22 protein-coding genes are annotated in these 22,159 nt (G+C 42.8%); 15 read left to right on the top strand and 7 right to left on the bottom strand.

Going from position 1 to position 22,159, the window contains the following annotated elements; all coding sequences use genetic code 11:
• Window positions 1-51 precede the first annotated feature (51 nt).
• Window positions 52-2,805, bottom strand: coding sequence for a valine--tRNA ligase (locus tag JGK36_RS14570; RefSeq protein WP_293197162.1), 2,754 nt, complete (start codon window positions 2,803-2,805; stop codon window positions 52-54).
• Window positions 2,806-2,966: 161 nt separating this feature from the next.
• Between JGK36_RS14570 and JGK36_RS14575 the strand changes: the two genes are divergently transcribed.
• Window positions 2,967-3,302 carry a hypothetical protein gene (locus JGK36_RS14575; protein WP_293189288.1) on the top strand — a complete coding sequence of 112 codons (336 nt, stop codon included), beginning with the start codon at window positions 2,967-2,969 and terminating at the stop codon, window positions 3,300-3,302.
• Window positions 3,295-3,525 carry a hypothetical protein gene (locus tag JGK36_RS14580; RefSeq protein WP_293174342.1) on the top strand — a complete coding sequence of 77 codons (231 nt, stop codon included), beginning with the start codon at window positions 3,295-3,297 and terminating at the stop codon, window positions 3,523-3,525. Before JGK36_RS14575 ends, JGK36_RS14580 begins: the two co-directional genes overlap by 8 nt.
• A gap of 83 nt (window positions 3,526-3,608) precedes the next feature.
• On the opposite strand, the gene JGK36_RS14585 is transcribed toward JGK36_RS14580, so the two are convergent.
• From JGK36_RS14585 to JGK36_RS14605, 5 genes are read right to left on the bottom strand one after another with little or no spacing between them, the layout of a single operon-like run.
• Complete coding sequence (locus JGK36_RS14585; RefSeq protein ID WP_293189290.1) at window positions 3,609-4,283, bottom strand: ATP-binding cassette domain-containing protein; 675 nt, start codon at window positions 4,281-4,283, stop codon at window positions 3,609-3,611.
• A gap of 19 nt (window positions 4,284-4,302) precedes the next feature.
• A complete protein-coding gene (locus JGK36_RS14590; RefSeq protein ID WP_293197163.1) occupies window positions 4,303-4,977 on the bottom strand; it encodes an amino acid ABC transporter permease in 675 nt (224 codons plus the stop codon).
• 7 nt (window positions 4,978-4,984) lie between these two features.
• The gene (locus tag JGK36_RS14595; RefSeq protein WP_293174332.1) at window positions 4,985-5,860 is read right to left on the bottom strand and encodes an ABC transporter substrate-binding protein; all 876 of its coding nucleotides are present in this window, start codon (window positions 5,858-5,860) and stop codon (window positions 4,985-4,987) included.
• Window positions 5,861-5,887: 27 nt separating this feature from the next.
• Window positions 5,888-6,577, bottom strand: coding sequence for an iron-containing redox enzyme family protein (locus JGK36_RS14600; protein ID WP_293174329.1), 690 nt, complete (start codon window positions 6,575-6,577; stop codon window positions 5,888-5,890).
• Between the two features lie 28 nt (window positions 6,578-6,605).
• Entirely contained in the window at window positions 6,606-7,646 is a 1,041-nt protein-coding gene (locus tag JGK36_RS14605) for a transporter substrate-binding domain-containing protein (protein ID WP_293174326.1), read from the bottom strand.
• A 794-nt stretch (window positions 7,647-8,440) separates the two neighbouring features.
• On the opposite strand from JGK36_RS14605, the gene JGK36_RS14610 reads away from it, so the two are divergent.
• From JGK36_RS14610 to JGK36_RS14645, 8 genes are all read left to right on the top strand, one after another.
• The gene (locus JGK36_RS14610) at window positions 8,441-8,704 is read left to right on the top strand and encodes a hypothetical protein (RefSeq protein WP_293174323.1); all 264 of its coding nucleotides are present in this window, start codon (window positions 8,441-8,443) and stop codon (window positions 8,702-8,704) included.
• A 56-nt stretch (window positions 8,705-8,760) separates the two neighbouring features.
• Window positions 8,761-9,435, top strand: a complete 675-nt coding sequence (locus JGK36_RS14615) for a serine O-acetyltransferase (protein WP_293174321.1) — start codon at window positions 8,761-8,763, stop codon at window positions 9,433-9,435.
• Window position 9,436: 1 nt separating this feature from the next.
• Window positions 9,437-9,925: a Mov34/MPN/PAD-1 family protein gene (locus JGK36_RS14620; RefSeq protein ID WP_293174318.1), complete on the top strand. Its 489-nt coding sequence runs from the start codon at window positions 9,437-9,439 to the stop codon at window positions 9,923-9,925.
• 48 nt (window positions 9,926-9,973) lie between these two features.
• On the top strand, window positions 9,974-10,915 hold the full coding sequence (locus tag JGK36_RS14625; protein WP_293174315.1) for a PLP-dependent cysteine synthase family protein: 942 nt from the start codon (window positions 9,974-9,976) through the stop codon (window positions 10,913-10,915).
• Between the two features lie 72 nt (window positions 10,916-10,987).
• Window positions 10,988-11,725, top strand: coding sequence for an alanyl-tRNA editing protein (locus JGK36_RS14630; protein WP_293174312.1), 738 nt, complete (start codon window positions 10,988-10,990; stop codon window positions 11,723-11,725).
• A gap of 256 nt (window positions 11,726-11,981) precedes the next feature.
• A complete protein-coding gene (locus JGK36_RS14635; protein WP_293174309.1) occupies window positions 11,982-12,317 on the top strand; it encodes a hypothetical protein in 336 nt (111 codons plus the stop codon).
• Window positions 12,310-12,684 carry a type II toxin-antitoxin system RelE/ParE family toxin gene (locus JGK36_RS14640; RefSeq protein WP_293174306.1) on the top strand — a complete coding sequence of 125 codons (375 nt, stop codon included), beginning with the start codon at window positions 12,310-12,312 and terminating at the stop codon, window positions 12,682-12,684. Before JGK36_RS14635 ends, JGK36_RS14640 begins: the two co-directional genes overlap by 8 nt.
• Window positions 12,685-12,784: 100 nt before the next feature.
• Window positions 12,785-12,961: a hypothetical protein gene (locus tag JGK36_RS14645; protein WP_293174304.1), complete on the top strand. Its 177-nt coding sequence runs from the start codon at window positions 12,785-12,787 to the stop codon at window positions 12,959-12,961.
• Window positions 12,962-13,084: 123 nt separating this feature from the next.
• Here the strand turns inward: JGK36_RS14645 and JGK36_RS14650 are convergent, their stop codons facing one another.
• Complete coding sequence (locus JGK36_RS14650) at window positions 13,085-14,737, bottom strand: FAD-dependent oxidoreductase (RefSeq protein ID WP_293174301.1); 1,653 nt, start codon at window positions 14,735-14,737, stop codon at window positions 13,085-13,087.
• A gap of 223 nt (window positions 14,738-14,960) precedes the next feature.
• Between JGK36_RS14650 and JGK36_RS14655 the strand changes: the two genes are divergently transcribed.
• The 5 genes from JGK36_RS14655 to JGK36_RS14675 form a co-directional block, all read left to right on the top strand.
• Complete coding sequence (locus JGK36_RS14655; protein WP_293200986.1) at window positions 14,961-15,416, top strand: hypothetical protein; 456 nt, start codon at window positions 14,961-14,963, stop codon at window positions 15,414-15,416.
• 41 nt (window positions 15,417-15,457) lie between these two features.
• Window positions 15,458-17,092, top strand: a complete 1,635-nt coding sequence (locus tag JGK36_RS14660) for an AAA family ATPase (protein ID WP_293197164.1) — start codon at window positions 15,458-15,460, stop codon at window positions 17,090-17,092.
• 177 nt (window positions 17,093-17,269) lie between these two features.
• On the top strand, window positions 17,270-18,472 hold the full coding sequence (locus JGK36_RS14665; protein ID WP_293189300.1) for a restriction endonuclease: 1,203 nt from the start codon (window positions 17,270-17,272) through the stop codon (window positions 18,470-18,472).
• 429 nt (window positions 18,473-18,901) lie between these two features.
• Window positions 18,902-21,673 (top strand): amino acid adenylation domain-containing protein, encoded by a 2,772-nt coding sequence (locus tag JGK36_RS14670; protein ID WP_293197165.1) that lies wholly within the window; start codon window positions 18,902-18,904, stop codon window positions 21,671-21,673.
• 258 nt (window positions 21,674-21,931) lie between these two features.
• A partial coding sequence (locus JGK36_RS14675) for a hypothetical protein (protein ID WP_293197166.1) occupies window positions 21,932-22,159 on the top strand: 228 nt, incomplete at its 3' end.

Here is a 22,159-nt window from a genome sequence, read left to right on the forward strand (position 1 = left end):
CCCCACCCGCCACTACTGTCAACTGCCAACTGCCAACTGACTAATGACTCCTTAAAACAACTTTAGCCGATCGCGCAAAATCTCAGCTTGTTTTTCCGATTCCGCCAAAGCATCCCTCGCGCCCTGAACCACATCAGGAGTAGCCTTATCCACAAACTTCTGATTAGTCAAACGCGCCGCCGTATGCTTAATTTCAGCTTCCACCTTGGCCAGCTTCTTCTCCAACTTACCACGCAAAGCCGCTAAATCGACCACACCAGCCAGAGGAATCAAGACTTGGACAGTACCAACAACCCCAGCAATTGTCTGTCCCAAATCTGCGTCTAAATTAGCTGTCACCGTCAGATTTTCGACTTTCGCCAAATCCTGAATGTAAACGCCTCCATCCAAGAGAATTTGGCGTTCCTTTTCATTTTCGCTTTGCAAAATCGCCGTCACCTTCACACTCGGTTTGATATCAGAATCTGCCCGCAAATTGCGAATAGTGCGAATTGTCCCAAACAACAAATCAAACTGGTGTTCTAATTCTGGATCGATTAGCGATGTGTCAGGTTCAGGATAAGCTTGCAAAGCCAAACAATCACCATCACCCGTTTGAGTCAGAGTGTGCCAAATTTCCTCAGTAATGTGCGGCATAAAAGGATGCAGCAATTTCAGAATGCCTTCCAAAACAAAAGCAAAAGTTTGCTGTGCAACTTTCTTAGAATTTGGTTCAGCATCCTGCTGCAAGCGAGACTTGACTAACTCAATATACCAGTCGCAAAAATCGCCCCAAATAAATTCGTAAAGCCCCTTCGCTGCTTCTCCCAAACCGTAATTTTCTAAACAAGTGCGACTTTGTTGTACAACTTGATAATAGCGAGAAAGAATCCAGCGATCGCACAATTCCAACCCTTCTTCACTCCCCCCCTTAGCAAGGGGGGGCTGGGGGGGGTAAGGACTTCCCAACTGCTGTGGAGTTTGTCCTTCCAGATTCATCATCACAAACCGGGCGGCATTCCACAACTTATTCGTGAAATTCCGGGAAGTCTCGACTGATTTAGATTCATCAGTTTTGCGATCGTACTCCATGCGAATATTCTGCCCGGCCCCAATCACTTCCTTAACCAAAGTGTAGCGCAAAGCATCAGTCCCGTACTTCGCAATCAACAGCAGCGGGTCAATACCGTTGTTTTTACTCTTAGACATTTTGTGGCCGTTTTCATCCAACACCAAACCGTGAATGTAAACAGTCTCAAAAGGCATCTTTCCTGTAAAATGTCCTGCCATCATCGTCATTCTAGCAACCCAGAAAAAGATGATATCAAAACCAGTCACCAAAGTAGTTGTCGGATAGTAAAAATCCAAATCCTTAGTTTCATCCGGCCATCCCAGAGTTGAGAAAGGCCACAATCCCGACGAAAACCAAGTATCCAATACATCTGGATCTCTTGCTAGCTGGACATCTGTGCCAAACTTAGCCTCCGCTTTTTCCCTCGCCTCAGCTTCAGTTTTCGCCACCACAAACGGCGTTGTATCAGTAATCTCGCCGTGAGTTTCGCTAACAGCATACCAAGCCGGGATTTGGTGTCCCCACCACAATTGTCGGGAGATACACCAATCTTTTAGCTTCACCAACCAATCGCGATAAACCTTTGTCCATCTTTCAGGAACAAAGACAGGTGAATTATTTTGATCTAAGGCTTCCAAAGCGCGCTGAGACAGAGGATCGATTTTCACAAACCATTGAGTAGATAGCAACGGTTCGACAGGAACTTTGCCGCGTTCGCTGTAGGGAACTGTATGTTTGTAATCTTCAATTTTTACCAAAACTCCGTCTGTTTCTAACCGCTTTATCACATTCTTGCGGGCAACAAATCGGTCTTGTCCCTGGAACTCTCCGGCATTTTCATTTAAAGTGCCGTCTTTATTCATGATATTGATAAACGGCAAATTGTGGCGCTTACCCATCTCGAAGTCATTCGGATCGTGGGCGGGAGTCACTTTCACGCAACCTGTTCCGAAAGTCGCGTCAACTAATTCATCGGCAAAAATTGGAATTTCGCGATTTATAATTGGCAAAGTGACAGTTTTACCGATAAGATGCTTATAGCGATCGTCCTCTGGATTCACAGCAACGCCAGTATCGCCCAACATCGTCTCCGGCCGAGTCGTCGCCACCTCCAAATAACCCGAACCATCCGTCAAAGGATAGCGGAAATGCCACAAATGCCCCTCAACTTCCTGCTGGTCAACCTCCAAATCAGACACAGCAGACTGACTCGCCGGACACCAATTCACCAAGTAATTGCCGCGATAAATCAGCCCCTCATCGTAGAGGCGGACAAAAGCTTCTAAAACCGCAGCGGATAAGCCTTCATCCATCGTAAAGCGTTCCCGCGACCAATCGACAGACACGCCCAAACTGCGTAATTGATTAGTAATAGTATTGCCAGACTCAGCTTTCCATTCCCAAGCCCGTTCTAGGAATTTTTCTCGACCTAAATCGTGGCGAGTTTTGCCTTGTGCTTTGAGTTGTTTTTCGAGAATAGTTTGAACTGCGATACTAGCATGATCCGTTCCCGGCAACCACAGGGTATTGCGTCCAGTCATGCGGTGATAGCGGACGAGGACATCAATTAGGGTTTCTTCAAAGGCGTGTCCCATGTGGAGGCTGCCGGTCACGTTGGGCGGCGGAATGACGACGCAGTAGGGTTCGCCGCCGCCTTCTGGGTCAGCTTTGAAGGTTTGGTTGTCTTCCCAGTATTTTTGCCATTTGGTTTCGGTGGCTTTGGGGTCGTATTGGGGTGGTAGGTTTCCGGTCATGGTGGCTTGAAGGTTTGATCTTATTTATGATTGTGCCATAGAAGGGAGGAGAAGAGTTTTGAACCGCATCCGCGTCAGAGGCAGAGAGAGGGAAGAGCGATATTCAAGGCGGGGCGGGTTTACGTTAAAATTAAGGTAAAATCAACAGGTTTGATGACATTATGAATGTAGCAGCACTTCGACATCAAATCGATCGATGGCTCGATCGACTCTCTCCAGAAAATCTGGCATTAGTTGCGAGTTTTATAGAGTTTCTCAGCCAAAAGCAACGTCAGGGGATAATCATTTCGCAAAATAATCTGCCAGAGGTTTTCTCAGCAGAAATCCAAGAGATGCCGACTGCTAATTCTTTTAGTATTCCAGAACCCTCAGAAATTGACGGAGAGGGTCAATCTAAAGCAGCGCTTCTACAAGATTTTCGGCAAGCTTGGCACGAAGCCATGAGTGGGCAAACCATTTCGGTTGCTCAAATGTGGGAAGGAATTGAGAATGACTGACTTGCCGTTAATTCAAGTTATAGTTTCGCGAACCTTCAACCGCAATTTACGCACTCTTTCAAAAAAATACCGCAGCATTCGCAATGATATTCAACCCGTTATCGAACAACTCACACAGGGAGAACTGCCAGGAGATCGAATTGCTGGAGTGGGTTATGCAGTCTTCAAGTTGAGAGTCCGAAATAGCGACACTCAAATATTTTCCGAGTTCAAAGATGCTTGAATAATGTAGTCTTTAATTTCTGCCTCCATCTCAAAAATTTCTGTCATTATGCTTTGACTCAATTCGCTTTCTCCAACTAATCCCTAATTATATTTCTCTTTGATCCAGATGCGATCGCCAAAACGCAGAACATAAGACCAGATCGCAGAAGGTAGCTCGGAATGCGTCACCCAAATGACAGATGTACCTGCTTCAATAATTTTTTCAACAATGCCTACAACTTTATAAGCTGTTTCAGGATCTAAATTTGCTGTAATTTCATCGAGTAGCAGGAGTTGAGGAGAGTGTACCAGCGCACGGGCAAATGCTGCCCGTTGCCGTTGTCCTCCTGATAGTTGATTGGGGTACTCATTCGCTTTATCTTCAATCCCAAGCTGAGCTAACTGATGCTTGGCAGCTTCATCTGCTAGCTTTTTACGTTTACCGTTACGCAACCAAAGGGGTAGTGCTACGTTTTCCAGAACAGTCATGTGCGACCAGAGGTATAGTTGTTGAAAAACCATGCCAATTTCTAGCCGACTGTTCACACGATCGAGATGACCTGCTTGGGAAACGACTCTTTCATTGAAGATAATTTGACCTCGATCGATCGATTCTAGCAACGCAATGCAGCGCAACAGGGTAGTTTTCCCGCAGCCACTTTTGCCTTGAATCAGCATACTCTCACCTTTTTCTAGCGAGAAGCTGACATTCTCTAGAATATTGGCATTATTAAACCGTTTGCCCAGATTTTCGATGCTTAGGAATGAACTTTGCATTGTAGGATTGAGAGCTTGCTTATATTGTCTCCGTACCACCCAGTTCTTTGACTTGCTGTACCCGTCTTAGTAGGAGGTTGAGGGGAACAACGGTAGCGATGAACATCACGGCAACCGTTGAATAAATCTCGATCGGGCGGTAGGTTTGAGCAATGATTGAATTGGCTGTATGAAGGATTTCTGGCACAGCAATTACTGATGCCAGGGTAGAGAATTTGTAGGTGGTGATGTACTGTCCCATGAGGGGCAGCCAGGACTTGCGAAAAACTTGGGGAATTAGGATATAGCGAATCGTTTCTAAGCGAGTCATACCCGTGCAGTAGGCAACCTCGATTTCTCCAGGGGGGATGGAGTTAATCCCACCCCGGATGATATCTGCAACAAAGGCAGCGAGGCTCAAACCTAGCCCCAACACGGCACAGCTTTGCCCGTCCAGGATAAAGCCGGGGATGAGTAGAGGCAGACTGTAGTAAAGCCAAACGAGTAGGACTAAGGCGGGGAGTGCGAGGAAAAGTTCGATGAAGAATTTGGCGAACCCAGAAATGAGTCGGGAGGATGTGAGGGAAAGCACCCCGACTAACACGCCGACGATCGTTCCAAGAGCAATACTACCAAGACTAATCCCGATCGTGGTTAGTAAGGCAAAGCACAAGGGTAACAGGTTATTCCAGATGATGGAAAAGTTCCAGTTCATTGATGAATTACGACTTGGTAAATTCCCAAACTTTCTTGATGTGCAACCAGTTTGCACCTGCTTTTTGTTCCCACTCCCGCAGGCGACCTTGGTAATCTAAAGATTCTAGGCTGCTGTTGAGGAAGTTCAACATTTCGGTGTCGCCCTTACGCACTGCCCAGGAGACAGGAGTGAGGTTATAGGGGGCTTTGGCAAAAAGGTCTTTGACTTGGGGGTTGGCTTTGGCAAACTGGGAGGTAACATAGGCATCACCGAGGGCAATATTGGCGCGACCTGCCACAACAGCTTGGAAGGCAAGGGATTGGTCGCCACCAGAGAAGCGGGTGATTTTGGCTTTCTTGAAGTTGGCTTTGGCATATTCGTCGCCAGCTTCGCCTTGGGTGACAGCAACGGTGACTCCGGGTTGGTCGATGCTTTCCAGGGTTGTGAAGCGGGTTTCGTCGGCTTTAGTGATGGCGCTGTTGCCTGCGTAGAAGAGGGGATTGGTGAAGTAGACGGATAAGGCTCTGGGGACGGTGACGAAGGTGGGGACGATCGAAACATCAAACCGACGGGAGTCCAGCCCGGTAGCAAAGCCTGACCAATCGGTTTCGATGAATTCGGGAGTCCAGTTGTTGAGCCGCGCAATTTCTTTGATTGTATCTACTAAATGCCCGCCCAATTCTCCAGTGGTTTGGTTTTTGGTGATGGTTGGCGGAAAGACGAGATAGGCGACTTTGATTTTGCTACTGGCTGCGATTTGCCCCAAGGTTGACGTGCTGGTGGTATTTGGACTGGTTTGTTGTGCAGAATTTTTTGTGCATGAAGCCAAGCTGACCAAGAAGACTATTGCTAGTGAAATGGCGATCGTAAACCATCTCTTTCTAAAAGTTTTAATGCCCATTGTGTTCCTCCAAAGGAATCAAAATTTTTAAATACAGCAATCTGTTGTTTTGTCTTGTAAGTGCGCTATTAATCCACGCCACATTTCAGTTTGTGTCTGAAAAACAAATTCTTTTGCCCGATTGAAGGCACTTTCTCCGCCTTCTTGTTTTCTAAGCCAAGCTACAACATCTTCAAACATTTCAAAGTGGTTGGCGACAGCATGAAGCTGAAAGAAACGTAGCCCTTGCTGTGAGACATCTGCTTGTTTCACAACCCGTAGTAGTAGTTGGTAGTCGGGGATGTCAAAAGCTTCATAGATTGCGATAGTAAACAGGGCTTCTGCAAGGGGCGCTTGCCGACAGTAGGTTTGCAGCGCCCGATTAAACAGGGAGGCAAATGCAGGTTCCTTTAGAGAATCTTCTTCCCGAGCGCCAACGGAAGCTAAAAAATCTCGGTACAACTGGTTGTGGCTCTGCCCACTTTTTCCGCCCAATTCTTCGTACAGATTTTTCGCTATTCCCTCCCACAAAAATTCATTGGTGCAGCACCGCTCACCCACAATAAAGTTGAGGTGGCAGAAGTCATAGCGGATAAAGTGAAAAGCTTCAGCAAATTGCTTTAAGCCCTCAATATTACTTGTAATATCACACAGAGATTTTTCCACCGCCAATTCTTTGAGAATTCGTTCTTCGTCATTAATTATTTGTTCTGCTAACAGACTAAATGAAATTTTCACAATTTGACTAGCTCCTTGCACTGATGATTTATGAAACTTGATTAACCAACTTCAAAACAGCATTAACAGAGGCGGTTAATTGTTCTTCATTTGGGTGAAAAGCAAATGCTGGATACAATTCCAAATCCTTCACACATCTTATATTGAGAACTTGCCAGTTATTCTCATCAGCTACACTTTTACAAAGAACGTGGTCAGAGCATAGAATAGGAATCACATCACTTTCCTTGGACTCAAAGGCTTTCATATAACTAAAAGCTTTTGCTTTGTCTGCAAATGCCTCTCGCTCGTAATAATTACCGAGCATACTGACTACCCAATCTCCGATCTCATTTTCTATGTAAACCAACCGAACACGTTTATGTGGTAAATCTTCTAGAAAGTCTGCATCAATTTCTATTGGTAGAGTAACTGCGGTCAGTTTAAGTTTTCCCCCTGAATACCACGGATCAGATAAGCGGTAATCAAAAAATCTGCCTGGTGCAGCCAGCATGAAAGGGGCAATTCCATGAACTTTACGTTCAGCAATTGCAAGAGGCATTTCTTGCCAAGTTAAGTATTGCCATTCTGTGTCTATCCCAAGCAAATCACCTACTCTTTCAGCGCAGTCAATGGCAATACCAATAGGCTTTTCTCCATACCTTTCCGGAGGCTCTGCCCAATTTGGATAAACAAGAGTATACCCAAGTTTCCATGAGCGATTATGAGCTATTTCTTGCCAGCTAGAATCAACTACCTTTCCCCGAATACTGGCGCTGTACCCTGCCGCTTCAAGCAGTTCATTCAACAAGCCATCAATCGTATCAGAAACTGGAAAGGGATTATGAGGAAGATTCTGATAGACTTCATCTAAGCGACGACCTAAAAATACTGCAATACGATTAACAATTGCTTTTGACGGAACGTTTTCGCCCCTTGCCCACCGATAGAACTGAGCTTCCCCAACCTGGATTTCAGCCATGAATTGCTGCTTTGTCCAGTTTGCTTTGGCAAGATAGCCTTCCACAACCTGAACAAATTTTGACTGAGACCCGGTATCTTCAGAACGAGTGCGTTTTGGGCGTGCCATTGAGATTATTTACTCTCCTTTTTTTTCTGAGACCAATAGACTCGCAATAAAGCTGACTTGCTGCGAGGTGCTAGTTGCCCTGCTTGCATTTCAGAGGTCAAGCTCGGCTGGCAAGCTTGAGGTCGTTGCAGCTAGCTGTATGCTAAGCCCACAAAAGTTTACACCATATAGCTAGCCTTTGAGCATCACAACTGTAAGTTTTGACGATCTTGATAAGACAGATTCATTTGCCATCTGCCCCAATCCTAACAGACATACGCTCGATCGTCATGAGTGGATGCCGTACCTAAGATAATTAAACATACTCATTTTGCAAAATCCGGAAATCGTGAAACGATAGTCTTCCTTGCCAGACTGATTGACATATAAGACTTTTCCTTTGTTCCAGAGGTGCGGGAAACCTAACCTATTAGGTCTACCCACTCGATCGGGACTTACGAAAAGAGTCTTTTACACTATCTGTAGAGTACGCAGTGCATACTCTACAGATAGAGTTTATGTGTAAGTCCTATCTATAAAAGGGTGCGGAGCAACACAAGAGTAATGGCTCAGCAGCCCTCCAGAGTGGCTTTACGCCAAGATTTGGTCATTCCAGGGAACGTCTTGGAAGGCTTCTGCAAGAGCGATCGACTGCTAAATTATATTAAAGATAGTCGTGATTGTCGTGAAACGCAAAAAATATTTGCGAAATATGTTGACAAGAGCAGGCGCGAGCAGTAAAGTGTAAATAACAAACGAAAAGAGTCCTGCCTCGGCAGAACTCTTCTGAAATAAACTTTCCCTCTAAGATTACTATGAAACTTGAAGCTCTGACAAGTGCTGCCGCTTCAGATGTAGGCTATTGGGCTGTTCGCGATCGCCTACCCGAAGAACAGGTCATTCTAGATCCCAATACCCTACTGGAACCGCCTGCTCCAGAAAATCCAAAGAGACTCGCGATCGTGGTCGATCGCACCCTAGAGTCTGGACTAATAGCCAATGCTGTCGCGATCGTCTCAGGCGGCTTGCAATGTGAAGCCTTTGGCTCCCCAATTCCTGATGCTCATGGGAATCTTTAGCCTGCAAGTCTCTGGAATTCAGTAGCTCTGATTACTCTTCTTGTGAGGTTCACTGTATGTTGCTCACTTTTAGTCGTCTCGATCGTCAAATCAGTCAAGTAATCGAGGGTCTCTTGCAATCCCATTTATCAGAAAGCTCTATCAGCGAACTTAAAACTCGGGAGATTATTGATCAAGTAAACGATCGAATTTACGATGACTTGATCTGCTTTTCTAATAAAGATCCAGCGGCGAAAAAATCGCCTGAGTATATTTTTGAGAGTTATCTCTCTTTTCAAGCTCTCATGTATTATCGAGTAGCCAATGCCTTATATTATAGTTGTCACAGTAATGGAAATGAGATAACCCATCTAAAAATCGTTGCGCGAAGGATATCCGAGCAAGCCAAAGCTAAAAGTGGAGTTGAAATTCATCCAGCAGCCACAATTGGTCGTAGATGTATTATAGATCACGGCTATGGTACTGTGATTGGTGAAACTTGTGAAATTGGTGATGACTGTTACATTCTTCAAGGCGTAATTTTAGGTGCAAGAGGGATTTCTGGAAATCAATATAGTAAAAGGCATCCAACGTTAGGAAATCGTGTGGAAGTAGGTGGATGTGTCAGGATTTTTGGTGCGGTGACAATTGGTGACGACGTAAAAATTTCTCCTTATATTGTCATCACCGAAGATATCCCTGCTAATTCTAAAGTATTGCTACGAACAACCAATCAAATTATCAAGAAATAAAATGAAGGCTATCTACATACAAGGTCAATCTCTACGTTCAGAAATAGAAAAAAATATTTCTGAGGAGCTGCTTGAAAAAGTTTACTATTTTGCCCGCCAAAGTTATCCAGATGAATGCTGTGGGTTAATTCTTGAAAAGGGCATCAGATCTTGCAAAAACATTCAAAATCAATTACATCAATCAGATCCAGTAACTTATCCCAGGAGCGCAAGAGAAGGGTTTGTTTTTTCATCAGAAGATTCCTTGTTCTTAAGCAGAAATATTGCTTCAGTCAATCCAGTCAAGGCAATCTATCATTCTCATCCTGATGTAGGAGCTTATTTCAGCAATGAAGACAAAAAAAATGCTCTATTTGATGGCAAGCCAATTTATCCAGTAGATCACCTGATAATTGATATACAAAGAGATGAAATTATCTGTTCTAAACTATTCAGATTTATTGCAGAAGATTATCAGTTAATTGCTGTTTTTCCTGGTAGAAAGATCTGAGAAGATACTCAAAAAAAGATTGCAAAACACAAAACAGTGATACTAATTATGATTTACAACTCAATTTTAGAGACAATTGGTCAAACTCCAGTGATTAAGCTTCAAAAAATAATTGATAAATCCCTTGATTCAAAGTTTGCCATTTATATAAAAAATGAAACGTTTAATCCTGGAGGTAGCCACAAAACTAGAATTGCCTTTAATATGATTAAAGATGCCGAAAAACAAGGGATTCTCAAACCAAATACAGGACAAACAATTCTCGAACCAACTGGAGGAAATACAGGAATGGGAATTGCTATAGCTGCTGCTATCCTCGGCTACAATGTGATCTTAGTTATTCCTGATAACTATAGCTCACAAAAACAAAAATCATTAAAAGCGTTAGGAGCAAAAATTATCCTTTCTGATAGTCGTAAAGGAGGTAATTCACATGGTGAGCTAGCAATGGAAATTCAGATTGAAAATCCTGAGTATGTGATGCTAAATCAAGGTCAAAATCCAGCAAATCCAGAAATTCATCGATTAACAACAGCTCCAGAAATTCTGGAAGACTTTCAAAATGAAACAATTGATTATTTTATTGCCAGTATTGGTACTGGAGGTCACATTACAGGAATAGGAGAAATTCTCAAAAAAGAAAAACCAAAGGTAACAATTATAGGAGTTCAACCAGACGGCTGCGAGCTTCTAGAAAATAAATTTTTTCCTCACAATATTCAAGGTCTTGCTGTTGGCATTATCCCCAAAGTATTGAATGTTAATATCATAGATCGAATGATTTCTGTAACATTTGAAGAGTCATTACAAATGATGAAAAATCTGAGCGTAAAAGAAGGCTTGTCAGTAGGTATTTCTTCTGGAGCTAATGTCGCCGCTGCTTTAAAAGTTGTTGAGGAAGTTCAGCAAAAGAAACAGCTACATCACAAAGTCAATATTCTGACGATGGCTTATGACTCAGCTATTGATTACTTAGATCTTTTTGATTGATTTTTTGATGACATCAAGCTTTGTTGCTCAGTTTTGAGTAAACTGTGAACTTTCCAAAATAAGGAGATTGAAATGACGATTTTTATTCTTAACAGTCCAGAAAAACTACCCCCAACTCAGAAGTTGTGGATTGATGAACCCTATCAGACTGAATGTGAAGCTACCGTGCTGCATACACAAGATGATTTGCTGGTAACAGATCGAACTATATTTTATGCAGAATCAGGAGGGCAAGTACCTGACAAAGGCTTTATTGACGATGTAGCTATCATTGACGTACAAAAGCAACCCGGAAAACCTATCTATATAAACCGTCCAGATGTCGAAGTTCCGATGGTACAGATTGATACTGTGGTGGTTCATAAACTAGATAGTCCTTCCCCTTTTATCGTAGGACAAAAAGTGCATATGAAGATTGATTGGGATTATCGATACAAGCTAATGCGTTACCACAGTGCAACTCACTTTGTTTTACACGCCCTTGAAGAAATCTATGGTCATCAAGAAAAGCTATATATCAAAGGTTGCTATATATATGAACAGAGTGCCCGTTTAGACTACGCTAATAAACTCAATCCTGAACTGATTCCAAAAGTGTCTACTTTAGCTAATAATTTGATTGCTCAAGGCGATGAAATTTTGATGGAGTCAGATCCTAGTACAAAAGATATCTCTTACTGGCGTTATGGTGATATCATTATTCCTTGTGGTGGGACTCATGTAAGTAGTGCCAAAGAAGTGGGTGCCGTTTCTTTGAAGCGTAAAAGTCATGGTAAAAATCTCGATCGAATTTACATTTCTCTATGTTAAAAAGTTGGAGCGAGTTAAAATCTCTTTGGCACATAAACTGAATGTCACTCAAATCCAACTTCTACCGAAACCCTGACATTACTTGCGATTCAAAGAGGGGGATTAACAATCGCCCCTATTGGTTGAACCATCCGGGTCAATTTCCACCAAGGTTCCCGTTCCAATAGCCGTCAACTGAATGTACCGCTCGGCAATCGCATCACTACCTTTATACTTACGTTAAAATGAAGGTAAAATTAAAAGGTATGATGGCATTATGAATGTAGCAGCACTTCGACATCAAATCGATCGATGGCTCGATCGACTCTCTCCAGAACATCTGGCATTAGTTGCGAGTTTTATAGAGTTTCTAAGCCAAAAGCAACGTCAAGGGGTAATCGTTTCACAAAATAATCTGGCAGAGGTTTTCTCAGCAGAAATCCAAGAGATGCCTGCTGCTAATTCTCTTAGTATTCCAGAACCCTCAGAAATTGACGGAGAGGGCCAATCTAAAGCAGCGCTGCTACAAGATTTTCGGCAAGCTTGGCACGAAGCCATGACTGGGCAAACCATTTCGGTTTCTCAAATGTGGGAAGGAATTGAAAATGACTGACTTGCCCTTAATTCAAGTTATAGTTTCGCGAACCTTCAACCGCAATTTACGCACTCTTGCAAAAAAATACCGCAGCATTCGCAATGATATTCAACCCGTTATCGAACAACTCACACGGGGAGAACTGCCAGGAGATCGAATTGCTGGAGTGGGTTATGCAGTCTTCAAGTTGAGAGTCCGAAATAGCGACACTCAAAAAGGTAAAAGTGGTGGCTATCGTTTAATTTACTACGTCCAAACAGCAACGGGAATCATTTTGCTGACCCTTTACACAAAATCCGAACAAGTCGATATTGCAGCAGAAGATATTCAAAACATTATTACAGAATACCAGCAGCAGCAGAGCGAAGATCGAGAGGATATCTAAGAGTTTGGGAATCCTGCGCCGTAGAAGGAGACTTGCTAGGTCGGGTGCTGGAAGCTAAAATAGGCATGGAACGAATTATTGCTAGATTGGAGAACTTACAATGAGACAGCTACCGGATGAAAAAGAATTACTTGAACTGCTGGAAATGACAAAAATAGTTGAACGGCAAATGATAGAAGTAGGTCAGATGATAACGGCGGTGGATGAGAAATCTGCAAAACGCATTGGTAAATTTAGAGAAGCGATGTTACAGAAAAAAGAAGTTTCAGGTGTTTGAGTTGAACCAGCAAAGAAAAAGCGATCGCACTTTGTCAAAAAAAAGTGCGATCGCTCTTAATTAGTTTACAAAATTTCCTATTTCCACCGAATATTTCGCTCGTCCCCTACTACTTCCTTAGATCTATTTCACCTCTTTATAATCCACGCCATAACTCGTATCTCTCCCCGACAAATAAGTAGTTTTCCCCGTTAAAGTCTCCAAAGTTTCCCTTGTTTTACTCGAAGTAATCGTATTTAGCGGCACTCCCAACTTGCTAGCCAAACCCGCCGCCACGCCCACGCCTTGTCCTTGATAAATATTCACCGTCGCAATTCGCCCGACTGATACCGCCATCCCGACATAACCGGACGATCGCCCTACGATCGCCAAATTACTCACTTTACTCGCCAAAGCGCTCTCTATCCCAAAATTATAGGTCGGCAGCGGCGGAATTCTCGATTCCAAATCCTTGACTCCCCCCCGCAAGTCGAAATCATAGGAAAAACTGCCGATCGACTTGGAGGGCTCTGTTCCTCCTTTGATAATCTCTTTCCCACTTAGCGGCGCCACCACATCCCGAACATTCAAAGTTTGTCTGATATAAATCTCTTCCGGGATAAATACTCTCACATCTTTACCAGATTTTTTTTGCAGCCATTCTTGGAGATGTGACATTTCTTTCACCATCTCAGCATTCGGTTTTCTGCCGTTAGCTTCCATCTTCATCAATTCATCAACTTGATATTTAAATAAAAACCCGTTCCACGACAGCGAATTATCTTTATAAACGCAAACATTGGCTTTGTCAAAGAAGAATCCTTTATCTTGAGTAAAGGGCAAGTTCCTGTCTACGTGATATGCCGCACCTAGGGCTACGCTTCTGATGTTGTAGCCGTCTCGATATGCCTGATAAATCGGACTCAAGAAATTCCTCATCCAGAATTCTGTACTCGCCGGATCTTTATATTTGGTAATGCTTGCTTTGATTTTTTCGACTAAAGGCGTGTCGTAGAGAATGTCATCTTCTATTTTGCGGAAGTCTGCCATCGTTAGCCCCGTAATTGTCGGCACTACAGATACTGCTAAAGTTTCATTTTTGGATTTAATATTTTGCGATTCATATCCTGTATAATAAGATAATCCGGCTTTTCTTGCCAGTTCCGCGTCTTGAGTTACGTCAATAAAAGAGTTAGCTTGAATTTTAATATTGCTCTCTTTGACTTCGGCATATTCTATTTTTTTATCAACTACGTGAGGAGTCAGAGTTGAGTGGGAAATAAGTTTAACTCCGGCTTCCGAAAGCATCTCTCTCAGAGCTTTATCAGCGGTTTTTGGTTCCAAGCAAGATTCGGGAACATTCGCTTTGTCTAAGAATTCGCGGAAACATTGGGCGTAGGGTTGGCGGTACCAGTCGGGGATTTTATCTAAATCGACGTAACCTAAACCGCCGCGGGTGAGTACGCCGCCCAAAAGAGCAGTTGCGTAGTTCGATCGCACAACAGCAACTTTACCCTTTTCACCTAAAGTCTTTTTTGCCCATATAGCCGCACATATCCCCGGCACTTCATCGCCATATACTACTACATCAAACTTTTGATCCGGTGATTTGTGGGGTTCTGCTGGGGGCGGGCTGCTGGATTTTTGCCGGATAGTTTCGGTATCTGATGTGGCGCTGGCTGGGTTTCTGTGTGTGATGTCATTGGCGGCTTGTTGGAAGTGCCCAGAGTCAACTAAAATTTTTACGGCTACGAAGAAGATTGCAATGGCGGCTAATTTCTTGAAAGTAAAGGGCATTTAGTTGACTCGTTGATAATTTTGGCATACCTGAAAGCGCTGTTCAGGGTTTACGGAGTTGAATATAACACTTTTAGGTAATTTCGACACAAGTTTAATTTTTCCGGGAACAGTTGCGATTAGTATTGATGTTAAGTTAATTCACAACTTGTAGTAACCGTAACACTCTGCTGCTATTTTCAAAGCATCAGTCAAAAACGATAAACTGATGAAAGTGCAAGTTTTGTCTATTCAATCTGCGATCGCCCCCAACACTCACGAGGTTGTGCTGTCTGTTGGTACGGATACACAAAAATTTATTTTTACAACAGAAGTGAATCGAGTTGGAGAACATTTACTTCAGACTACCCGCGGCGATCGCACTTTTTCAGAGTTTTTTAAATTTAATCAGCGGGTAGCGATGAATGTGACAAATCTGGTTGTTAAATACTACAATCGTGAAACTGTCAATCTTCCGGCAGATGTCGGTGTCTTGGTCACTCAAGAAACGGCTTTATCGAAGCAAAAGCCATTTGAAAATAACAGTTTAGCAGATACTGAATCGCAGCTACCAACAGCAGTGGATGGAGAAACTCGTCAAAGGGCGATCGCGATTCTCGAACAGTTACCGGAAGCTGTGCTTGATGAAGCTGTTAAGTTTCTGGAATCTTTGTATGTTAAGTGCGATCGGCTACAATAAGTTAAGAACAGCAATTAAGTCATCTTAAAAATACAGAAAAAATGGAAAAAATTTTTGTACATCCTGAATGTCCTTTTTCAGAAAACACATTTAACCTAGTGGCACAATTTAATGATAATCCCAGCTCTGATTTTTACAGTGAACACAAAAAAGTTTTCTTGAAATATGTTGAAAATCCATTAAAGTATATTTTAAGCCAGGTGGAAGAGCTGTTACCTGATTTTATCAAAAATTATATAAATTTCAGGATTGACCAATTTGGTTCTCTCCTTCTATTCCAAGGATTCCCATCAATATCGTACAGTGTAGCTTTGGGTCTGGGAGATATAAATTCTTTAGATAAGGCGCAGTTAATGCTAAAAATTGAACCTGAAAAATTCACTTTTGGATTTTACTCAAAAATAACAAGTTTGGAAAAATTCATTAACAATTATAGCTCTCAATGTAGAAGTAATTCCTGGAAAACCTTGCTTGAATTATACAAGCTGCCCCATCAAAATTTTTGCGAGTTAAATCGCCACCTTCATTCTTATCGTTACCTACTTGAAGACTATAGGTTCGTAAAAATTAAAAATTCACAATCTGTTTTTAGTTTGCTAGAAGAGATTTTTTGTTGGCAAGAAATACCCAAGAATTTATTAATCACACCTAAAGTCAATAACATTCAGGTTGCTGTCTCACTAGAATCACCAGAGGTATTAGGATATTCTGCTAAACAGTTAATCGCAAAAATAGCACAAACCTTTAAAAAATTATTTCCATTGTTTTTATTTTTTAATCTTTATGAGAATAACTTATCTCTTCTTGTAAATGAATATTTTTTAGTATATAACAAAGAATTTAATCGAGCCTACAATCTCCAAGAAATGTCGGAACTAACAGGTTTTCAAACATCTGAAATCAACCGCTGGATACGCACCATTAACCGCAAGCAACAAGCCATCATCCAAGGCCCGCCCGGAACCGGAAAAACCTTCCTCGCTCAAAAACTAGCCCAACACTTAATCGGCGGCGGTGACGGCTTTTCAGACCTTATTCAATTTCATCCAGCTTATACTTATGAAGACTTCATTCAAGGCATCCGTCCGCAAAGTCAAGATGGGCAATTAACATATCCCATAGTTCCCGGCAGATTACTCGAATTTTGCACAAAAGCTGAGTCTCGTCAAAACACTTGCGTTCTCATTATTGATGAAATTAATCGTGCAAATTTATCTCAGGTATTTGGAGAATTAATGTATTTGCTGGACGATCGTGATCGCACTGTTAAACTAGCCAGCGGTCAACTATTTAGAATCCCGACAAATGTCCGCATCATCGGCACAATGAACACCGCAGACCGCTCTATTGCCTTAGTCGATAACGCACTCCGCCGCCGTTTTGCATTCATTCCCATCTATCCCAACTATGAAGTCCTGCGACAGTATCACCAGAGAGAGAAAACGGTTTTCCCAGTCGATCAATTAACTAGGATTCTAGAAAATGTCAATCGGGCAATTAACAACAAACATTATGAATTAGGCATCTCCTTCTTTTTGACAAAAACCTTAGCTGAAGATATCCAAGATATTTGGCAAATGGAAATTGAGCCATATCTCGAAGAATACTTTTTTGATGACCAGGCAAAAATGGATGAATTTCTCTGGGATAAAATCAAAGACAAATTGAGCAATTGAGCATCTAACGCTACCATTACCAAAAATATGCCGTTACAGCATCTATGAAACAATGTGATTGACTTAAGAGAGTCCTAGAGGGAAAACTGTGTGAACAATAGATACTGCGATTGCTTTCCTACGGATCGCTTCGCTAACGTTCCTCGCAATGACAACTACTGACTGAACCGTATTTCTATGAAACGAGAATCACCCCAAATTATCGAACTCACAGAATATCAATTAGCGACCTTTGAGCGAGATGCAATCCCCCAATCAGTAGGAGAGAAAATCTACCATAATTATGCTAAGGAAATAGATATTGAATTTCCCAACCCTAAAACAAAATATAAATGGCAATTAAAGTCTCAAGGCCGAGTTGGCAATATTCCAATTACTCCACAATTTCACATTGTGATCAAACCCAAAGTTCCGATCGCAAATTTATTCGGAATGCTTGAGTATGCCTACGAACTTAAGATAAGTTTTCCGAAAGGACAGATTGAGTGCGAATCTTTGAAACAAGTATATGAACGATTAGCTAACATCCTGGCGCTGAAAATTCTCGAACGCTGTCGCAAAGGATTATATCGCGATTACTTACCAAAAATAGAAAAACTTTCCTATATTCGCGGTCGCATCGATGTCCGGGAAGCTGTGCAAAAACCTTGGGAGGTTAAACTAAAATGTCACTATAACGAACAAACAGGCGATATCGAAGATAATCAAATTCTGGCTTGGACACTTTTCATTATTGGCCGTAGCGGTTTGTGCCGCGAATCTGTCTCATCGAGGGTGCGAAAAGCTTTTCACGCACTCCAAGGATTTGTTACTCTAACATCTTTTAAACCAGAAGCTTGTATCGATCGCACTTATCACCGTCTTAATCAAGATTATCAACTTTTACACGCCCTCTGTCGGTTTTTTTTAGATAACACAGGGCCCAGTCACGAAATGGGCGATCGCGAAATGCTCCCTTTTCTGATCAACATGGCTAGTTTATATGAACAGTTTGTCGCTGAATGGCTCAAGGCTAATACACCAAAAGGCTTCTTTGTCAAGAAAAAACACACGGTCACACATGACCAAAATTACTCCGATCGCATTGACTTACTGCTGTGCGATATAGAAACAGGTAAAGTCCAATACGTCCTCGATACCAAATACAAAGCTCCCGATCGAGCAGACAGTGGAGACCGCCATCAAATAGTTGCCTACGCAAATGCACTAAAGTGTAAAAATGCAATTCTTATCTACCCGGAACACCTCAAACAGCCACTAGACATAAAAAATGGCGATCTGCGAGTTCGCAGTCTAAACTTTTCCCTAAATGACGATCTCAATGAAGCCGGACAAATATTCTTAACCTCTCTACTTCCAAGCACCGTCTCCTATTGGTGACAACTTAAGTAAAGGTACAAATTTTTAAGGCATACAAAAAAATGTAAATAGCTGAAATACTTACAGGCAAAGCAGTTTAGCTCTACTGAAGGAGTAAGGTAGCTAAAGTGCTTTGCTTGTTTACTGCGATCGCTCCCGATCGCCCCCGATCGCCAATGAGATGATTGCCAAAACAGTCTTGATCTAGACCAGATCAATTAATAAGCCGTATAATTAAAACAGGACAAAAAGTAATTATCCAGAAACAACTTCCGTTCCCCAAAAGCACATTGATTCGCGCCGTCATATACGTATTATTACTGCAATGTGACAGTTTCGAGACTGCTAAATAAGCAATCCACAAAAAGCTGTGATCTGGATCAATGCGCGATAAGGAATTTTCCCTAGGGTGCCTCTCTTAATCTCCCTCACTCTACTTAAATCAAAAATATGATGAATTCTCAAGATGTTTTGACGAGTCGTGATGGGTACTTACCCAACCAGGAAACTGATGCACTAAAAACTACCCACGATGTCTGTGTCGATCTTCCATTACATAGTCAGGATATTTCCTCTGTCGAGGACTCTCAAGTCGATCGAACTCCATCTGACTATGTGAGTATCCATCAATGGTTTGAAGCACAGGTTAAGGAGACTCCTGATGCGATCGCCCTTTCATTTCAAGGGCAAGAATTAACCTATGATGCCTTAAATCAACGCGCAAACCAGCTCGCCCATTACCTCCAAGCACTAGGAGTGCAACCGGATGAACTGATTGCTATCTCTATGAATCGCTGCATGGAAATGGTGATTTGCTTTTTGGGGGTGATGAAGGCTGGGGCGGCCTATGTGCCGATCGACCCAGCCTATCCCCACGAACGTCGAGCGTACAAGTTACAAGACGCCGGTGTGCGATTCATTTTGATTCAACAGCATCTGGTTGAATTTTTGCCAGAACACAATGCTCGCGTGATTTGTCCAGATACAGACTGGCACGATATGGCGCCATACAGCACTGAAAATTTGTCTCTGCTGACAACGCCCGAGCATTTGGCTTATGTTATTTACACCTCTGGTTCGACGGGAAATCCCAAGGGTGTAATGATTACTCACCGGGGTATGGTTCACCACAGCAAGGCGATCGCACAGGCATTTAATCTTCAGGCTGGCGATCGGGTACTGCAATTCTCTAGCATGAGCTTTGACATCATCATTGAGGAAGTTTTTCCATCCTTGGTAAGTGGTGCAACAATCGTGCTGCGAACTGAAGACTGTATTAGCTCTACTCGCCAATTCCTCGAATTTATTGAGCAAGAACGTATTACTATTCTGGACTTGCCAACTGCTTTTTGGCATGGTCTCGTCAGCGGACTCTCATTGCTAGGTGTTCCCATGTCCCCAGATGTGAGATTGGTGATTGTGGGCGGAGAAAAAGCCTCTCGCGCTCTGTATGCTGAATGGCGACAATTGGTAGGGGAATATCCTCGTTGGCTCAATACCTACGGGCCGACTGAAACTACAGTGACGGCCACCATTTTTGACCCGATCGCTGAAAGCTACGATCTCAGTAGTGAAGCAGACATTCCGATCGGTCGTCCCCTTCCCAACAGCCAAATTTACATTCTGGATGAAAACCTAAATCCTGTGCCCGATGGCGACATTGGAGAACTGTATATTGGCGGCCCAGGGGTTGCGAGGGGATATCTCAACTTGGCAGAACGCACTGCAAGTAAGTTTATTGCTAATCCATTTAGCGATCGACCTGGAGACAAACTTTACATAACAGGGGATACTTGCCGCTATTTACCCAATGGAACGTTGGAGTTTATTGGTCGCATCGATTTTCAAGTAAAAATTCGAGGTTTTCGGATTGAGTTACTAGAGATTGAAACCTATTTGGAACAGTACCCATCTGTGCAGCAAGGTATAGTTTTGGCACGGGAAGATGTACCCGGTGAAAAGCGCTTAGTGGCATATATCATTCCGAAGCCCGGACAACCAATTCAGGTGTCTGAATTGCGTAGTTTTCTACAAACCAAACTACCGGCATACATGATTCCGGCAGCGGTTGTAGTGATGGACTCTTTCCCGATGACGCCCAATGGTAAGGTCGATCGCCGTGGGTTTCCAGAACCTCAGGTTGCCGATCTGGTTACAAATAGTGAAGTTGTGTTGCCTATTGATGGACTAGAAGCTCAACTTGTTCAAATTTGGGAGCAGATACTCAATATTAAGCCGATCGGCACTACGGATAATTTCATGGATTTAGGCGGTACATCCCTGTTAGCCGCTCGCTTAGCTGACAAAATTGACCAAAAGTTCCAGCAGAAAGTCCCACTATCGATTATCTTCCAAGCCCCAACCATCAAGCAACTATCCCAGATTCTACGTCAAGGCGATATCCCCAACCAAAGCCTTTCCCTTGTCGAGATTCAACCGAAAGGTTCTCAGCCACCACTCTTTCTGTTTGAAGGAGTGTCTATTTATCATCCGTTAATTCCATATTTAGGGCTAGATCAGCCGATATATGGCTTAATTGCTGTTGTTAAAGATGGCGTGCACGGGCCAGTCAATCAGGTTGAGGCGATCGCAGACTATTACATCAATGAACTCGTGAAGGTGCAACCAGAAGGCCCCTATTATTTGGGTGGTTTGTCATTTGGAGGTATTGTTGCTTTTGAGGTTGCTCAAAAATTGGCAGCTAAAGGACAGGAAACAGCGTTATTGGTGATGTTTGATTCCATGTTGCCCTCTGCCTACAAGCCCCTACCCATTCAGCAGCGGCTGCGCTTCCATGTCCAAAAAATTGCTAAGCAGGGCGTAGGTTACATCGTCAGTAGTGTCGTCGATAAAATAACGACAGTTACAGACGGAATGACAATGCTGGCCCGCAAGACGATCGGGCGAGACAACAAGGTGAAAGAACCTACAGAGTCAATGTCTTACACCACCGACTATTTGATCAGAGAGAAGATAATTGATCTGGCAGAACGAGCTTACGCGCCAAAACCCTATGCTGGCAAAGTAGTGATGTTTCGAGCACAGGATTCTCAAGATGGCGTAAGTGTCAGTCTCGATCCGGATCTAGGCTGGAAACCTTATCTCAAAGACGGTCTGACCATTTACGATGTACCTGGAGACCATCTCAGTATTTTACTGGAACCCAATGTCGGGGCGATCGGCAATCGAATGAAGCTATTACTGGAGGAGGTAATGGTGTAGCAGTAAAGTTTTTGGCATTCTTAATCGATATTCACACAGGGTTGCATCAAATTAGATAATTCAAAAAAGTAGAACTTCCCTCAATCAAGCCGGAAAAACATTTTTAAACTCTCTATTGCCAAATACTCTACCCTAACTCAATAGGCTTGGCTTAAAGATTTTTTACGAATTTCGTCTCACGATTTCATAGGCAATACAGGCATTTTTAAAAAGTCAGATAGTTCTTAAATGAACCGTATTACGCCTTAATTATTCGCTGTGCCAATATCACCATCTGCCGTTCATTTCACCCACAAAAAAAAGAGGCGCACTCGCGCCTCTCAAATCTTTCATCAAAAAAAGTGGGTGGAAACCCCGTCCTTCGCTCGACGGCTTTACAAAAACATAGGCTCTCCTGACTTTATGGTGTATAATGTAACAAACAATACATTTACTGTCATGGACTTTTATTTAGACTATATATTAGACTTGCCTGGAGTCAAGATT

This window comes from Microcoleus sp. PH2017_35_SFW_U_B, assembly GCF_020737865.1.
GTDB lineage: Bacteria > Cyanobacteriota > Cyanobacteriia > Cyanobacteriales > Microcoleaceae > Microcoleus.

What these genes read in the sequence shown, in the direction of transcription:
- JGK36_RS14570 (WP_293197162.1), bottom strand. Translation starts at nt 2,805, where the DNA reads ATGACCGGAAACCTACCACCCCAATACGACCCCAAAGCCACCGAAACC.
- JGK36_RS14575 (WP_293189288.1), top strand. Translation starts at nt 2,967, where the DNA reads ATGAATGTAGCAGCACTTCGACATCAAATCGATCGATGGCTCGATCGA.
- JGK36_RS14580 (WP_293174342.1), top strand. Translation starts at nt 3,295, where the DNA reads ATGACTGACTTGCCGTTAATTCAAGTTATAGTTTCGCGAACCTTCAAC.
- JGK36_RS14585 (WP_293189290.1), bottom strand. Translation starts at nt 4,283, where the DNA reads ATGCAAAGTTCATTCCTAAGCATCGAAAATCTGGGCAAACGGTTTAAT.
- JGK36_RS14590 (WP_293197163.1), bottom strand. Translation starts at nt 4,977, where the DNA reads ATGAACTGGAACTTTTCCATCATCTGGAATAACCTGTTACCCTTGTGC.
- JGK36_RS14595 (WP_293174332.1), bottom strand. Translation starts at nt 5,860, where the DNA reads ATGGGCATTAAAACTTTTAGAAAGAGATGGTTTACGATCGCCATTTCA.
- JGK36_RS14605 (WP_293174326.1), bottom strand. Translation starts at nt 7,646, where the DNA reads ATGGCACGCCCAAAACGCACTCGTTCTGAAGATACCGGGTCTCAGTCA.
- JGK36_RS14610 (WP_293174323.1), top strand. Translation starts at nt 8,441, where the DNA reads ATGAAACTTGAAGCTCTGACAAGTGCTGCCGCTTCAGATGTAGGCTAT.
- JGK36_RS14615 (WP_293174321.1), top strand. Translation starts at nt 8,761, where the DNA reads ATGTTGCTCACTTTTAGTCGTCTCGATCGTCAAATCAGTCAAGTAATC.
- JGK36_RS14620 (WP_293174318.1), top strand. Translation starts at nt 9,437, where the DNA reads ATGAAGGCTATCTACATACAAGGTCAATCTCTACGTTCAGAAATAGAA.
- JGK36_RS14625 (WP_293174315.1), top strand. Translation starts at nt 9,974, where the DNA reads ATGATTTACAACTCAATTTTAGAGACAATTGGTCAAACTCCAGTGATT.
- JGK36_RS14630 (WP_293174312.1), top strand. Translation starts at nt 10,988, where the DNA reads ATGACGATTTTTATTCTTAACAGTCCAGAAAAACTACCCCCAACTCAG.
- JGK36_RS14635 (WP_293174309.1), top strand. Translation starts at nt 11,982, where the DNA reads ATGAATGTAGCAGCACTTCGACATCAAATCGATCGATGGCTCGATCGA.
- JGK36_RS14640 (WP_293174306.1), top strand. Translation starts at nt 12,310, where the DNA reads ATGACTGACTTGCCCTTAATTCAAGTTATAGTTTCGCGAACCTTCAAC.
- JGK36_RS14645 (WP_293174304.1), top strand. Translation starts at nt 12,785, where the DNA reads ATGAGACAGCTACCGGATGAAAAAGAATTACTTGAACTGCTGGAAATG.
- JGK36_RS14650 (WP_293174301.1), bottom strand. Translation starts at nt 14,737, where the DNA reads ATGCCCTTTACTTTCAAGAAATTAGCCGCCATTGCAATCTTCTTCGTA.
- JGK36_RS14660 (WP_293197164.1), top strand. Translation starts at nt 15,458, where the DNA reads ATGGAAAAAATTTTTGTACATCCTGAATGTCCTTTTTCAGAAAACACA.
- JGK36_RS14665 (WP_293189300.1), top strand. Translation starts at nt 17,270, where the DNA reads ATGAAACGAGAATCACCCCAAATTATCGAACTCACAGAATATCAATTA.
- JGK36_RS14670 (WP_293197165.1), top strand. Translation starts at nt 18,902, where the DNA reads ATGATGAATTCTCAAGATGTTTTGACGAGTCGTGATGGGTACTTACCC.